The 15239-nt window shown below is 65.0% G+C and carries 12 protein-coding genes and 1 pseudogene; 8 read left to right on the top strand and 5 right to left on the bottom strand.

What is annotated here, in order from left to right; genetic code table 11:
• Positions 1–15: 15 nt before the first annotated feature.
• The 5 genes from H9K76_RS21125 to H9K76_RS21105 are packed head-to-tail and all read left to right on the top strand — an operon-like array spanning position 16 to position 5851.
• A complete protein-coding gene (locus H9K76_RS21125; protein ID WP_187597225.1) occupies positions 16–1008 on the top strand; it encodes a BMP family protein in 993 nt (330 codons plus the stop codon).
• On the top strand, positions 1008–2582 hold the full coding sequence (locus H9K76_RS21120; RefSeq protein WP_187597224.1) for an ABC transporter ATP-binding protein: 1575 nt from the start codon (positions 1008–1010) through the stop codon (positions 2580–2582). Before H9K76_RS21125 ends, H9K76_RS21120 begins: the two co-directional genes overlap by 1 nt.
• Entirely contained in the window at positions 2579–3646 is a 1068-nt protein-coding gene (locus tag H9K76_RS21115) for an ABC transporter permease (RefSeq protein WP_187597223.1), read from the top strand. The genes H9K76_RS21120 and H9K76_RS21115 overlap by 4 nt, the downstream gene beginning before the upstream one ends.
• Positions 3646–4572 carry an ABC transporter permease gene (locus tag H9K76_RS21110; protein WP_187597222.1) on the top strand — a complete coding sequence of 309 codons (927 nt, stop codon included), beginning with the start codon at positions 3646–3648 and terminating at the stop codon, positions 4570–4572. Before H9K76_RS21115 ends, H9K76_RS21110 begins: the two co-directional genes overlap by 1 nt.
• A 1-nt stretch (position 4573) precedes the next feature.
• Positions 4574–5851 carry an amidohydrolase family protein gene (locus H9K76_RS21105; protein ID WP_187597221.1) on the top strand — a complete coding sequence of 426 codons (1278 nt, stop codon included), beginning with the start codon at positions 4574–4576 and terminating at the stop codon, positions 5849–5851.
• A 70-nt stretch (positions 5852–5921) separates the two neighbouring features.
• On the opposite strand, the gene H9K76_RS21100 is transcribed toward H9K76_RS21105, so the two are convergent.
• From H9K76_RS21100 to H9K76_RS21085, 4 genes are all read right to left on the bottom strand, one after another.
• Positions 5922–6701, bottom strand: a complete 780-nt coding sequence (locus H9K76_RS21100; protein ID WP_187597220.1) for an IclR family transcriptional regulator — start codon at positions 6699–6701, stop codon at positions 5922–5924.
• 94 nt (positions 6702–6795) lie between these two features.
• Complete coding sequence (locus H9K76_RS21095) at positions 6796–8151, bottom strand: MFS transporter (RefSeq protein WP_187597219.1); 1356 nt, start codon at positions 8149–8151, stop codon at positions 6796–6798.
• A 133-nt stretch (positions 8152–8284) separates the two neighbouring features.
• Positions 8285–9304 carry a 4-hydroxy-2-oxovalerate aldolase gene (gene dmpG / locus H9K76_RS21090; RefSeq protein WP_187597218.1) on the bottom strand — a complete coding sequence of 340 codons (1020 nt, stop codon included), beginning with the start codon at positions 9302–9304 and terminating at the stop codon, positions 8285–8287.
• A gap of 18 nt (positions 9305–9322) precedes the next feature.
• Complete coding sequence (locus H9K76_RS21085) at positions 9323–10216, bottom strand: acetaldehyde dehydrogenase (acetylating) (RefSeq protein ID WP_246475570.1); 894 nt, start codon at positions 10214–10216, stop codon at positions 9323–9325.
• Positions 10217–10667: 451 nt separating this feature from the next.
• Here H9K76_RS21085 and H9K76_RS21080 point away from each other — a divergent pair, with 451 nt between their 5' ends.
• From H9K76_RS21080 to H9K76_RS21070, 3 genes and pseudogenes are all read left to right on the top strand, one after another.
• The gene (locus H9K76_RS21080; RefSeq protein WP_187597216.1) at positions 10668–12977 is read left to right on the top strand and encodes an NADP-dependent malic enzyme; all 2310 of its coding nucleotides are present in this window, start codon (positions 10668–10670) and stop codon (positions 12975–12977) included.
• Between the two features lie 253 nt (positions 12978–13230).
• Positions 13231–13584 (top strand): guanyl-specific ribonuclease, encoded by a 354-nt coding sequence (locus tag H9K76_RS21075; protein ID WP_187600776.1) that lies wholly within the window; start codon positions 13231–13233, stop codon positions 13582–13584.
• 151 nt (positions 13585–13735) lie between these two features.
• Positions 13736–14169: pseudogene (locus H9K76_RS21070) on the top strand (barstar family protein).
• A gap of 278 nt (positions 14170–14447) precedes the next feature.
• On the opposite strand, the gene rsmA reads toward H9K76_RS21070, so the two are convergent.
• Complete coding sequence (gene rsmA / locus H9K76_RS21065) at positions 14448–15224, bottom strand: 16S rRNA (adenine(1518)-N(6)/adenine(1519)-N(6))-dimethyltransferase RsmA (RefSeq protein ID WP_187597215.1); 777 nt, start codon at positions 15222–15224, stop codon at positions 14448–14450.
• Positions 15225–15239: the final 15 nt, after the last annotated feature.

Raw genomic sequence — 15239 nt, 5'->3', positions numbered from 1 at the left:
GAAAGGAAGTGCCCGATGAAGTCCCTCTCCCGCCGTGCCACCCTCGCTGCCGCAGCGCTTGCCGCCATTGCCAGCCTGGGCACCAGCCCCGTGTTCGCCGCCGACAAGCTCAAGGTGGCCGGCATCTACACCGTGCCGTTCGAGCAGCAATGGGTCAGCCGCATCCATCTGGCGCTGAAGGCCGCCGAGGCACGTGGGGAGATCGAATACAAGGCCACCGAGAACGTCGCCAACCCCGACTACGAACGCGTGATGCGCGAATATGCCAACGGCGGCTCGCAGCTCATCTTCGGTGAAGTGTTCGGCGTGGAGGCTGCGGCACGCAAGGTGGCCAAGGACTTCCCCAAGATCGCCTTCGTCGCGGGATCTTCGGGCAAGCCCGCGGGCAACAACTTCTCCGTGTTCGACAACTACATCCAGGAGCCGTCGTACCTGTCGGGCATGATCGCGGGCGGCATGACCAAGTCGGGCAAGATCGGACTGGTGGGCGGCTTCCCGATTCCCGAAGTGAACCGCCTGATGAACGCCTTCATGGACGGTGCGCGCGCGGTGAACCCCAAGGTGACGTTCAGCATCACCTTCATCAACAGCTGGTTCGATCCACCCAAGGCCAAGGAAGCCGCGTTCGCCATGGTGGACAAGGGTGCTGACATTCTCTACGCCGAGCGTTTCGGCGTGAGCGACGCCGCCAAGGAGCGCAAGGTGCTCGCGATCGGCAACGTGATCAACACGCAGGAGCAGTATCCCGACACCGTGGTCGCCTCGGCGCTGTGGAACATGCAGCCGACCGTGGACGAAGCCATCAAGCAGGTGAAGGCCGGCACGTTCAAGGCTGCCGACTTCGGCCCCTATTCCATGATGAAGCACAACGGCTCGTCGCTCGCGCCGCTGGGCACGTTCGAGGCGAAGGTGCCCGCGGATCTCAAGAAGAAGGTGGCTGACAAGCAGGCCGAGATCCTGGCCGGCAAGTTCACCGTGAAGGTCAACGACGCTCAGCCCAAGCCCTGATGCCGCAGGAAGGAACGGCCGGCGCAAACAACAGCCCGGCGCCGGTGCTGGAACTCAGCCGCATCACCAAGCGCTTCGGGTCCCTCACGGCCAACGATGACATCTCGCTCACGCTCGGCGCGGGCGAGGTGCTCGCGCTTCTGGGTGAGAACGGTGCGGGCAAATCCACGCTGATGGCGATTCTCTTCGGTCACTACGTGGCCGATGAGGGCAGCATCCGCGTGCAGGGCAACGCGCTGCCGCCCGGCAATCCGCGCGCGGCACTGGCCGCGGGCATCGGCATGGTGCACCAGCACTTCGCCCTGGCCGACAACCTGAGCGTGCTCGACAACATCCTGCTCGGAACGGAGTCGCTGTGGTCTCCGCTGTCGCAGCGCACGGGTGCACGCGAGAAGCTGCTGGCCGTCTCCAGGCAGTTCGGCCTGGTGATCGACCCCGATGCACGGGTGGGCAACCTGAGCGTGGGCGAGCGCCAGCGCGTGGAAATCCTGAAGGCCCTGTATCGCGGCGCGCGCATCCTGATCCTGGATGAGCCCACCGCCGTGCTGACACCGCAGGAGAGCGAGGCGCTGTTCGACACGCTTTCGCAGATGGTGGCCCAGGGCCTGTCGATCATCTTCATCAGCCACAAGCTGGGCGAGGTGCTGCGCGTGTCGCACCGCATCGCCGTGCTGCGCCACGGCAGGCTGGTCGCCCAGATGACGAGCCAGGGAGCCACCCAGGCCGACCTGGCATCCGCCATGGTGGGGCGCAGCGTGCAGGCCGGCGTGCGCCATCCAAGCACCGTGCAGGGCGACGTGGTCTGCGCGCTCGAGGGCGTGCATACATCCGCGGGGCCCGCGGGACGTGATGCGCTGCGCGGCGCGACGCTCGACATCCGTTCCGGCGAGATCGTGGCCGTGGCGGGCGTGTCCGGCAATGGCCAGGTGGCGCTTGCGGGCGTACTCAGCGGCATGGTGGGCATCACGCAGGGCCGTGCCATGCTGCAAGGGAAGGCACTGCCCTCCCTGCCCGCGCAACTGGTGGCGCAAGGCGTCGCGCGCATCCCCGAGGACCGCCACGGCACGGGTGTCGTGGGCGATCTGCCGGTATGGGAAAACGCGGTGTCGGAGTACCTGCACCAACCGGGCCGTACCCTGAAACTCCTCGGGTTCGTGAAACGCACCGCGGCGCGGCTCAAGGCACAGAAGATCAACGAGAACTTCGACGTACGCGGCGGCGGGCTCGATGCGCTGGCGCGCTCGCTCTCGGGCGGCAACATGCAGAAACTGGTGCTTGGCCGCGCGCTGAGCGCATCGGACACAGGGCGCCCCACGCTGATCGTCGCCCACCAGCCAACCTGGGGCCTGGACATCGGCGCGGTCACCTATGTGCAGCAACAGCTGCTCGCCGCGCGTGACGCGGGCGCAGCCGTGCTGCTGATTTCAGATGATTTGGATGAAGTGATGCTCATGGGCGACCGCATTGCCGTGATGCACGAAGGCCATCTCTCACCCGCGCGCCCTGCGGGCGACTGGACACGCCAGAGCATCGGCCTGGCGATGGCGGGCAGCGCAGAAGAGGTCCCGGCATGAGATTGGAAAAAAGACAGGCGCTGTCGCGTTCAGCGCTGCTGATGGCGCCGCTGTGCGCACTCGCCGCGACCCTGCTGGTTGCCGCGCTGCTGGTGATGTGGGCGGGCAAGCCCGTCGGGCAGACCTTCACGCTGCTGATCCAGGGCGGCTTCGGTTCGAAGTTCGCGTGGAGCGAGACGCTGACGCGTGCCATCCCGCTGATCCTCACGGGCCTTGCCGTCGCGGTGGCGTTTCGTGCGCGGCTCTTCAACATCGGTGCGGAGGGCCAGCTGTATGCGGGCGCCCTGGCCGCGGTGGCGGTGGGCGGCATGCACGGCGGCACGGGCTTCGATCTGCCGATGCCGCTGCTGTTCGTGCTGATGATGCTGGCCGCGGCCCTCGCGGGTGCGCTCATGCTGCTCGGCCCGGCCCTGCTCAAGGCACGCCTGGGCGTGGACGAGGTGGTCACCACCCTGCTGCTGAACTTCATCGTCGCGCTCGCGGTGTCGGCGCTGCTGGACGGTCCGATGAAGGATCCGATGGCGCTCGGCTGGCCGCAGACCGTGGCGCTGCAGTCGGACCTGGAACTCTCCCGGTTGCTCGAGGGCACGCGCCTGCACACCGGCCTGCTGTGGGGCATCGCGCTGGCCGTGATGCTGTGGTTGCTGCTCGAACGCACCGTTCTCGGCTTCGACATCCGTGCAACGGGCGCCAACCCGAAGGCTGCGAAGTTCGCGGGAGTGAGCACGCTGCGCACCATCGTCATGACGGCGCTGATCTCGGGCGGTGTCGCCGGCCTCGCGGGGGCGGTCGAAGTCGCCGGGCGCGCAAGCTACGTCACGCTCGACCTGTCGCCGGGCTTTGGCTACACCGGCATCGTGATCGCCATGCTGGCGGGCCTGCGGCCGCTCGGCGTGCTGGCCTCCGCCATCCTGGTGGCCGGCATCCAGGTCGGCGCGGACAGCATGAGCCGCACCGTGGGCGTGCCGACCTACATCGCCGACGTGATCGTCGCGGCCGCGCTCATCGCGGTGCTGATCGCATCGCTGATGACGCAATACCGCATTCAGTGGAGGGCCCGCTGATGCAGGAGCTCATGGATACATTGGCCAGCATGCCGTTCTGGATCGCCGTGCTGCGCGTGGCCACGCCGCTGATCCTCGGCACGCTCGGCGTGCTGATGTGCGAGCGGGCGGGCGTGCTCAACCTGGGCATCGAGGGCATCATGGTCGCAGGCGCGTTCGTGGGCTGGTTCACCGTCTACAGCGGCCACGGCCTGTGGGCGGGCGTGCTCGCCGCCATGCTGGCGGGCGGCCTGCTGGGCCTGCTGCATGCGCTGCTCACCGTGGGGCTCGCGCTGTCGCAGCATGTGTGCGGGCTGGGCATCACCATGCTCGCCACCGCGCTGTCGTATTACGCATACCGGGTGAAGTTCCCGAAGGTCGACACGCCGCCCACCATCGAGCCGTTCGCCGCCATGGACTGGCTGCCGATCCCGGTGCTGAACGCGCAGACGCCGTTGACACTGGTCGCGCTGCTGCTCGTGCCGGTACTCTATTGGATGCTGATGCGCACGCCGCTGGGCCTCGCGATCCGCATGGTGGGCGAGAGCCCCCAGGCCGCCGAGAGCCAGGGCATCAACGTGGTGTGGGTGCGCACCGGCGCCATCGTGCTGGGATCGGCCATCATGGGCCTGGCGGGTGCGTTCCTCACGCTGTCCGCCTTCAACGCGTTCTTCTTCAACATGATCAACGGACGCGGCTGGATCTGCGTGGCCCTCGTGGTGTTTGCATCGTGGCGTCCCGGCAAGGCCTTGCTCGGTGCGCTGCTGTTTGCCTTCTTCGATGCGCTCCAGCTGCGGCTGCAGCAGGGCGCAAGCGGCGGCCTCGTGCCGTATCAGGTCTACCTGATGCTGCCCTATGTGCTGTCGATCCTGGCGCTGGTGGTGATGGCGCGCCGCGCCAGCTATCCGCAGGCGCTGATGAAACCGTATCGCAAGGGAGAGCGTTGACATGCTGGATCTGATCGTGCGCCACTGCACATTGCCCGATGGTCGCCAGAACATCGACATCGGCGTGCAGGCGGGCCGCATCGTGGCCGTGGAAGCCGCACTGAAGGCGCAGGGCGCCGAGGAAATCGACACAGGTGGCCTGCTGGTCTCGCCACCGTTCGTGGACTCGCATTTCCACATGGACTCCACGCTGAGCTACGGCCTGCCGCGCGTGAACGAGAGCGGCACGCTCCTCGAAGGCATTGCGCTGTGGGGTGAACTCAAGCCCCTGCTCACGCAGGACGCCATCGTGGAGCGTGCCCTCGCGTACTGCGACTGGGCCGCCGCACGCGGCCTGCTCGCGATCCGCAGCCATGTGGACGTGTGCGACCCGCGCCTGCTGGCCACCGAAGCGCTGCTGCACGTGCGCGAGCGGGTCAGGCCCTACATCGACCTGCAACTCGTGGCCTTCCCGCAGGACGGCGTGCTGCGTGCCAAGGGTGCGCAGGAAAACCTGGTCCGCGCGCTCGACATGGGCGTGGACGTGGTCGGCGGCATTCCGCACTTCGAGCGCACGATGCATGACGGCGCCGAGAGCGTGCGCTGGCTGTGCGAACTCGCGGCCGAGCGCGGCCTGCGCGTGGACATGCATTGCGACGAAAGCGACGACCCCTTGAGCCGCCACATCGAAAGCCTCGCCTTTGAATCGCAGCGCCTGGGCCTTCAGGGCCGCGTGAACGGTTCGCACCTCACGTCGATGCACAGCATGGACAACTACTACGTCTCCAAGCTGCTGCCGCTGATGCGCGAAGCGGGCGTCTCGGCGATCGCCAACCCGCTCATCAACATCACGCTGCAGGGCCGCCACGACACCTATCCCAAGCGCCGCGGGATGACGCGCGTGCCCGAAATGCTGGCCGCCGGCATCGACGTGGCGTTCGGGCAGGATTGCTGCATGGACCCGTGGTACAGCCTCGGCAGCGGCGACATGCTGGAGGTGGCGCACATGGGCCTGCACGTGGGCCAGATGACCAGCCAGAACGCCATGCGCCAGTGCTTTGACGCCGTGACGGTCACGCCGGCGAAGATCCTGGGCCTCGAGGGCTACGGGCTGCAGGTCGGCTGCCATGCGGACATGGTGCTGCTGCAGGCCCGCTCGGCCTCCGAGGCGATTCGCTTGCGGTCCACGCGGTTGAAGGTGTGGAAGCGTGGTGTGGTGATTGCCTCCACGCCCGCGGCAGATGCGGCGTTGAACATCACGGGCAGGCCTGGGAGCGTTTCGCCGCTTGCCTTGCGTTGACCTTGCGCTGCTCCTCATACCCACGACAGGACCCGGGGACTGGGTTCAGGCTTCTTTCACGCTTGCCCAGTTACCCCGCCGCGCCCAACTGCACGGAAATCTTCCGTGCAACCTCCTGCACCAGCGGGATCACCTCGCGCATGCGCGCCTCGTCGGTGTAGGCATCCGTGCTGGTCACACTGATGGACGCCACGATCTCGCCGCTCGCATCGCGCACGGGAGCGCCCACGCAGCGGATGCCGTCGATGTTCTCGTCCATGTCGAAGGTGTAACCCTTGGCCGCATAGTTGGCCATGGCGGCCAGCCATTCGTCTTCCGAGAGGCGTCCCGCGACGCCCTTCTCGGCCTCCTGCTGGTAGCGCTTCTTCCAGGCCGAGCGGCCCTGGTCCAGGATCAACGCCTTGCCGACCGAGGTGCAGCAGACGGGCTTGCGCCCGCCGATGCGGGTGTTGACCTCGATGGGACGCTGGCCGCCGATCTTGTCCAGGTAGATGATGCCCTCGTCGCCGTCGAGCGCGGCGAGGTGGATGGTGTCCAGGGTCTGTGCGGCCAGTTGCTCGAGGAACGGCCGCGCCGTCACCATGATGGGCGACTCGCGGTAAGCGATGAAGCCCAACTCGACCAGCCGGCTGCCGAGGCGATACCCCTTGCGCGGCTCGAAATGCAGGTAGCGGATCTGCACCAGCGCCGACGCCAGCCGGTGCGTGGTGCTGAAGGTGATACCCGTTTTCTCGGAGATCTCCTTCACGGTGCGGCAGCCGTCGGCAACGGCGCTGACGACATCGAGGCCGCGGAAAAGGGTCTGGCTGGCCAGGGGTTTGGTGGTCTTGCTGGCGGTGTTGGCGTTCATGTCGGGCGAAGCATGCGGGGCAGTGCGGTGAAATTCAATGCGTGTCGTCCTTCACCGGCACACACGCTCGCATGCATGCCACACGCCATCGAGATCACGAGTCCAATGGTTGTCCGGTGCGGTCCTTGGTGAAGCTGATGGCGATCAGCGAGACCAGTGCGCACAGCGCGATGAAGACTGCAACCGGGACATAGCTGCCATGATAGCGAGCCAGCAGCGCCGTGGCGATCAGGGGCATGGGGCCGCCGACGAGTGCCGCACCCACCTGGTAGCCGAGCGAGATGCCGGTGTAGCGCACATTCGGCGGAAAGCTCTCGGCGAAGAACGTGCCCAGCACCGAGCCGTAGGTGGACCAGATGACCGAGAAGCCGAGCACCACGGCCAGGGTGGAGATCACCGCGGAGCCCTGATTGAGCAGCCAGAAGTAGGGACCCGCGTACAGCGCGATGACGATCGTGCCCCACACGAAGACCTTCTTGCGGCCGATGCGGTCGGACAGCGCACCGAAGTACAGCATCACGGGCACCGCGATCACGGCGGCGATCAGCACGATGTTGAGCGCCTCCACGCGCTTGTAGCCCAGGCCCACGAGGTAGGAAATGGTGAACGTCGCGAACAGGAAGAAGGTGGAGGTCTCGACGAACTTCGCGCCGATGGCGACGAGCACCGGACGCCAGTGCTGGGTGAGCGTCTCCATCAGAGGCAGCTTCTTGGTGGCCGCGGTGGCGGGGTTGGCCCTGGCCTGCTCGGCGACCTTGCGGAACGAGGGTGTTTCCTCGACCTTGTTGCGGATCCACATGCCGATCATCACCAGGACGATCGAGAGCACGAACGGAATGCGCCAGCCGTAGGACAGGAAGGCCTCTTCCGAGAACGCCATGCTCAGGCCGGAAGTGACCAGGTTGCCCAGCGCCAGGCCGAACAGCGCGCCGGTCTGCGGCACGGCGCCGAAGAAGCCGCGCTTGTTGGCGGGCGAGTATTCCACGGCCAGCAGCACGCCGCCGCCCCACTCCCCGCCCAGGGCAAGGCCCTGCAGCAGGCGCAGCAGCGTGAGCAGGATCGGCGACCAGATGCCGATGCTTTCATAAGTCGGCGTAAGGCCGATGAGCACCGTGGACAGGCCCATGATCGACAGCGTCATCACGAGCGTCTTCTTGCGGCCGACGCGGTCGCCGATGTGCGCGAACACGATGCCGCCGATCGGGCGGATCAGGAACGCAAGTGCGAACGAGGCGAGCGCCAGCAGCTGGCTGGTGACGGGATCGTCCGAGGGAAAGAACAGCTTGCCGAAAACGATGGACGACATGGTTCCGTAGAGGAAATAGTCGTACCACTCGATGGTGCTGCCGACGGCGCTGCCAAAGAGCGCGCGGCGGCGGTCTGCATCGCTGATGCCGGACTCGGGGGCTTGGCTTGTCTGGGCCTCGCGGCCCTGTTGTGTTGCAGCCATGGGATTCACTTGTCTCTTCAAAATCTGACCAGGCATCGGGAGATGCCATCGATGAAATGCGCGGCGCGGACCCCGCGCCATGCGGCCCGGGGCCCGGGTCTGTGTGTTGCCTGCCTGCCGCGCCCTGCGGGTCTCAGGCCCGCTGCTTGAGGATGTCCAGCGCCACGTCGACGATCATGTCTTCCTGGCCGCCCACCATGCGGCGCTTGCCGAGCTCGACGAGGATGTCGACGGTCTTGAGGTGGTACTTGGCCGCGGCGGCCTCGGAGTGGCGCAGGAACGAGCTGTAGACGCCGGCGTAGCCCAGCGCGAGCGTTTCACGGTCCACGCGCACGGGACGATCCTGCAGCGGACGCACGATGTCGTCGGCGGCATCCATCAGCTTGTACAGGTCGGTGCCATGGTTCCAGCCCATGCGGTCGATGGCGGCGATGAAGGCCTCGAGCGGCGCATTGCCCGCGCCCGCGCCCATGCCGGCAAGGCTGGCGTCCACGCGGTCGCAGCCTTCTTCGACGGCGACGATGGAGTTCGCCACACCCAGGCTCAGGTTGTGGTGCGCGTGCATGCCGGTCTGCGTCTCGGGCTTGAGGACATCCTTGAATGCGCGGAAACGATCGCGCACGTCGTTCATGCCGAGCGCGCCACCGGAATCCACCACGTAGCAGCAGGTCGCGCCGTAGCTCTCCATGAGCTTGGCTTGCTGCGCGAGCGCCGCCGGCGAGGTCATGTGGCTCATCATCAGGAAGCCCACGGCCTCCATGCCGAGCTTGCGGGCGTATTCGATGTGCTGTTTCGACACGTCGGCCTCGGTGCAGTGGGTTGCAACGCGCACCACGCGCACGCCCGCATCGTAGGCATTCTTCAGGTCGTGCACGGTGCCGATGCCGGGCAGCAGCAGCGTGGCGATCTTGGCGTGCTTGACCACGCTGGCCACGCCCTCGATCCATTCGAGATCGGTGTGCGCGCCAAAGCCGTAGTTGAAGCTCGAGCCCTGGAGGCCGTCGCCATGCGCTACCTCGATGGAGTCGACCTTTGCCTCGTCGAGCGCCCTGGCGATCTGCTTGGCGTTCTCCACGCTGTACTGGTGGCGGATGGCGTGGCTGCCGTCGCGCAGCGTCACGTCGGAGATGTAGATCTTCTTGTTCGGATTCATGGTGTTGTATCTCCTGCGTCAGGCGGCCACGGCTTCGGCGGCCAGCATGCGTGCGGCCATGTGTTCTGCGGTGCGCAGGCCGGCGCTGGTCATGATGTCCAGGTTGCCCGCATAGGCCGGCAGATAGTGCGCGGCGCCCTCCACCTCGAGGAAGATCGAGGTCTTGAGACCCGTGAGCGCATCGCCCACGCCCGGCAGGCGCACAGGCCTGTCGATGCGGTCGAACTGCACCTTCTGCTTGAGGCGGTAGCCGGGCACGTACGACTGCACGGCGGCGGCCATCTGCTCGACCGACTTCGCGATGGCATCCTCGTCGGCCAGCTCGCTCAGCGTGTAGACCGTGTCGCGCATGATCAGCGGCGGCTCGGCGGGGTTCAGCACGATGATGGCCTTGCCCTTGGTGGCGCCGCCCACGACCTCGATCGCCTTCGACGTGGTCTCGGTGAACTCGTCGATGTTGGCGCGCGTGCCCGGGCCGGCGCTCTTGCTCGAGATCGACGCGACGATCTCGCCGTAGTGCACCTTGGCCACGCGCGAGACGGCCGCCACCATCGGAATCGTGGCCTGGCCGCCGCAGGTGACCATGTTCACGTTCAACGCGTCCAGGTGATCCTCGCCGTTCACGACGGGAATGCAGTACGGGCCGATCGCGGCGGGGGTCAGGTCGACCATGCGGATGCCGGGCTTGAGCGCTCGCAGGAAGGCGTCGTTCTTCACGTGGGCGCCCGCGCTGGTGGCATCGAACACGAAGTCGATGTCCTGGAACACCGGCAGCCTCGCAAGGCCTTCCACACCTTCATGCGTGGTCGCGACCCCCATGCGCGCGGCGCGGGCGAGGCCGTCGGATGCGGGGTCGATGCCGACCATTGCACCCATCTCGATGTGCTGGCCATGGCGCAGGATCTTGATCATCAAGTCCGTACCGATGTTGCCGCTGCCAATGATCGCGGCCTTGAGTTTCCTTTGAGCGTTTGACACTTGACTCCTTCCATTGCGGGGCCCGGCCCCGTTGTTTTCTACGGAGCGCGAGTTTAGGGAAAATTTTTCAAACTTTCAATATATGAATGTATTTCTCAATATTTGAGAAATAATGAAAATCCAACGCACCGATATCGGCAGGGTCCAAGGGGGTATGGACCCAGTGGCCCGTGAAGCACCGGTTTGGTGCGCAGGCCGCGTCCGCTGGGGTTTTCCCGCTATCAAAGGCATTTGCCCATGCCGATTGGGCATCCGGGCATCACAACTGTTTCACTCCACAGCCAAATGACAGGCAAGCGGCCTACAATCGGCTCCCCTTACCCACGCTGACGGCGGTCAGGAATCAAAAGCTACGTGCGCCGTCAGCATTCGCTGGAGACTCTTGATGACCGAGAACACGGCCCCTACGCCTGTCGACAAACGCGCCCAGCTGCGCAAAGCAGCACTCGAGTACCACGAGTTTCCCAAGCCCGGCAAGGTCGCGATCGCTGCCACCAAGCCCATGGGCAACCAGCATGATCTGGCCCTGGCCTATTCGCCCGGCGTGGCCGCGCCCTGCGAGGAAATCGTCAAAGACCCCGCCGCCGCCTTCAAGTACACCAGCCGCGGCAACCTCGTGGCCGTGATCTCCAACGGCACGGCCGTGCTGGGCCTGGGCGACATCGGTGCGCTGGCCTCCAAGCCCGTGATGGAGGGCAAGGGCGTGCTGTTCAAGAAGTTCGCCGGCGTCGATGTGTTCGACATCGAGATCGACGAGAAGGACCCGCAGAAGCTGGTCGATGTGATCGCCGCGCTGGAGCCCACCTTCGGCGCCATCAACCTTGAGGACATCAAGGCTCCCGAATGCTTCTACGTCGAGCGCGAGCTGCGCAAGCGCATGAACATTCCCGTGTTCCATGACGACCAGCACGGCACGGCCATCACGGTGGCGGCCGCGATGGTCAACGCGCTCAAGGTGGCCGGCAAGAAGGTCGAGGACATCAAGCTCGTGGCTTCGGGCGCCGGCGCCGCGGCGCTGGCCTGCCTGAACCTGCTGCTGAAGATCGGCGTCAGGCGCGAGAACGTGTTCGTGACCGACATCGCGGGCGTGGTCTACGAGGGCCGCGCCGAGCTCATGGACCCCGACAAGGCGCTGTTTGCCCAGAAGACCGACCTGCGCACGCTGGGCCAGGTGATCGAGGGCGCCGACGCCTTCCTCGGCCTGTCGGCCGGCGGCGTGCTCAAGCCGGACATGGTGAAAAAGATGGCCGCCAAGCCGATCATCTTCGCGCTGGCCAATCCGAATCCGGAGATCATGCCCGAGGATGTGAAGGCCGTGCGCGACGACGCGATCATCGCCACGGGCCGCACCGACTATCCGAACCAGGTCAACAACGTCCTGTGCTTCCCCTACATCTTCCGCGGTGCGCTCGATTGCGGCGCCACCACCATCACCGACGAGATGGAAATCGCCGCCGTCTATGCCATCGCCGACCTGGCCCAGGCCGAGCAGAGCGAAGTGGTGGCGGCGGCCTATGCGGGCGAGCAGCTCGCGTTCGGCCCTGAATACCTCATTCCGAAGCCTTTCGACCCGCGCCTGATGATGAAGATCGCGCCGGCCGTCGCCAAGGCCGCGGCCGACAGCGGCGTGGCCCAGCGCCCGATCGCCGACATGGGCGCCTACAGCGACCATCTGCAGACCTTCGTCTACGCCTCGGGCACGACGATGAAGCCGATCTTCACCGCCGCCAAGGCCGCCGCCAAGAAGCGCGTCGCCTACTCCGAGGGCGAGGAAGAACGTGTGCTGCGCGCCGCACAGATCGTGGTGGACGAGAGGATTGCCCGCCCGACATTGATCGGCCGTCCGGCCATCATCGCCCAGCGCATAGAGAAGTTCGGCCTGCGCCTGAAGGAAGGCCAGGACTACGACGTCGTCAACGTCGAGGAAGACCATCGCTACCGCGACTTCTGGCAGACCTACCACCGCATGACCGAGCGCAAGGGCATCACCGCGCCCGTGGCCAAGATCGAAATGCGCCGCCGCCTGACGCTGATCGCCTCGATGCTGCTGCACAAGGGCGAGGTCGACGGCATGATCTGCGGTACCTGGGGCCTGACCGCACACCACCTGAACTACATCGACCAGGTGATCGGCAAGCGCGCGGGCTGCAACACCTATGCCTGCATGAACGGCCTGCTGCTGCCCGATCGCCAGGTGTTCCTGGTCGACACCCACGTGAACTACGACCCGACGGCCGAGCAGCTTGCCGAGATCACCGTGATGGCTGCCGAGGAAATGATGCGTTTCGGCATCAAGCCCAAGGCCGCTTTGTTGTCACATTCCAACTTTGGATCGAGCAACCAGCCAAGCGCAGTAAAAATGCGTGAAACCCTGGAAATTCTCAAGATTCAGGCACCCTGGCTCGAAGTGGATGGCGAGATGCATGGCGACGTGGCCCTCGATCCCAAGGCCCGCGCCGCGATCATGCCGCACAGCACCATGTCCGGTTCCGCCAATCTGTTGGTGATGCCCAACATCGACGCCGCCAACATTGCCTACAACCTGCTGAAGACCGCAGCGGGCGGCGGCATTGCCATCGGCCCCGTGCTGCTGGGCGCCGCGGAGCCTGTGCACATCCTCACGCCAAGCGCCACCGTGCGCCGGATCGTCAATATGACGGCCCTGACTGTCGCGGACGCCAATGCCGCCCGATAACGGCATGAGTCATAGCTAGTGCTAACTCTTGTTGTCTATTCCTGACCAAGGGACTGCCCATTTTTTGGGCAGTCCCTTGCTTTTTGGAGCTGGTTGAGTCAAACTATTGCCTCGAAATTACGGGTTTACCCGTAATTTCCGAAAGGTGTCGTTGATGTTGAAGGCTATCGCCGTCCCAAGGAACCACACGGGGTTCGGAGCTGGTTTGAAGACTGGTTTCAGAACGGGCATCGCAGGATTGGCATACGCCCTGATGGCCGCGTGTCTTGTTGCGACGCCGGTGTCTGTGTCCGCGCGTCAAAGCACGGATCATTCCGGATCCTCCACCATTGAAATGGCAGAACTGCCGCCGCAGGCGCGCACGACCTATGCCTTGATCAAGGAGGGTGGCCCCTTCGCACACGATAAGGACGGAGCGGTTTTTGGCAATTACGAGCGCCAGCTTCCCAGAGCGCGACGCGGCTACTACCGTGAATACACCGTCAAGACGCCTGGAGCCCGCAATCGGGGGGCTCGGCGCATCGTGTGTGGCGGCCCTGTGCGTACGCCGGACGCTTGCTACTACACCAACGATCACTACGCGAGTTTCCGTGAGATCAAGGAATAAGTGCTCACCCGCCTTTATCCTGCCCCTCTGCCGAACACAGATACTTGGCGATAGCACGTTATCGGCACACAATTCTGCGTTCCCCCGAATTGAATCGAATCGATCAATCATTCATCTTTTTGTGGATATCTAACAAGAAAGAGCAACGGAGATGGAAATGCCACTTCGTCATGATCAGGACAACAACAACACGCTGCTGCGCGGTGTGCGGCCGAATATCGTCCAGTCCATCCGTGCCTATCGCATCCAGGACCTGCAGACTGCAGCCCAGGCGATGGGGAACCACTTCCTGTACGCCAACCTGGCGCATGCCCAGTCCAAGCAGGACATCCTCGACCTGATCGCCCAGCAGTTCATGTTTCCGGCGCATTTCGGCAAGAATTTCGATGCGCTGTACGACTGCATGACCGATCCGCTGCACAAGTCCGGCCCCAGCCAGGCTTCATCGTGGTGCTCGAACAGATCCCCACGACGCCCAAGTTCGACAAGGAAGCCCGCGAGCAGCTGCTCGACATCTTCCGTGACGCCGCTGATTACTGGGCCGATCGCAAGATCGCCTTCCGCTGCTTCTATTCTTTTCTGTAGCCCGTTCTGCAACCTCAGGCCAAGTGGAACGGGCCAGCATGGCCGAAACAGCCGTCCGTCGGCGTTCTCATGCTATCGAAATAGTAATAGATACTCCCAGTGGCGAAAAAATGCCCACCGACAAGATCGTGGACGTCTCGCCACAGGCCCTGCGCATGAGCAGCCCGTTCAATGCCAGCTACTGGCTGGCAGCCGCCTGAGATGAACTGAAATCGCGTCAATTGCCCGCAATTGACGCGATTTTTGTTTCAGGGGTAGGAAAACCAGGGTAAGAAGCATCACCCTGCGGCAGGCTTCAACTCCAGCGCCAGCCGTACGTAATCCGCCACAGGCACCTCCTCCGCCCGCCGCTGCACGTCGAACTCGCCCCCATAGCCCCGCCCCTCAAGCCAGGCCCCCAAGGTATGCCGCAGCTTCTTGCGCCGCTGTGAGAACGCGACCTGGACCATCTCCTCCATCAGCTTCACGTCCACGGGCGCGGGGTCGGCCAGGGGCACCATGCGCACCACTGCGCTGTCCACGCGCGGCGGCGGGTCGAAGCTCGCGGGCGGCACGAACAGGAAGTTCTCCATCGCATAGCGCCACTGCAGCATCACCGACAGCCGGCTGTAGTCGCCCGACGAAGGCGCCGCCACCATGCGGTCGATCACTTCCTTCTGCAGCATGAAGTGCTGGTCCTGGATCACGTCGACATAGTCCAGCAGGTGAAACAGGATGGGCGTCGAGATGTTGTAGGGCAGGTTGCCCACCACGCGCACCTTGGGCACGTTCATGTCGCGCGCGACCTGTGCGAAATCGACGCGCAGCACATCGGACTCGATCACGGTCAGCTGGCCATGGCCGCGCAGGCGCTGCGCCAGGTCGCGGTCGAGCTCGACCACGGTGAGGTGCCCGAGCCGCTCGACGAGCGGCTGCGTCAGCGCCGCCAGGCCGGGGCCGATCTCCACCATGGGCTCGCCCGCAACCGGGGCGATGCCGCTGACGATGGCGTCGATGATGTGCGAATCGGAGAGGAAATGCTGGCCGAATCGCTTGCGCGGAATATGCTTGCTCATAAGGAAAAACGGCCG

It is taken from the genome of Diaphorobacter ruginosibacter (assembly GCF_014395975.1).
In the GTDB taxonomy this organism is placed as follows: Bacteria; Pseudomonadota; Gammaproteobacteria; order Burkholderiales; family Burkholderiaceae_C; genus Diaphorobacter_A; species Diaphorobacter_A ruginosibacter.
Note: the sequence above shows the minus strand (reverse complement) of the source record. Positions and strands in the feature narration are given on the sequence as shown.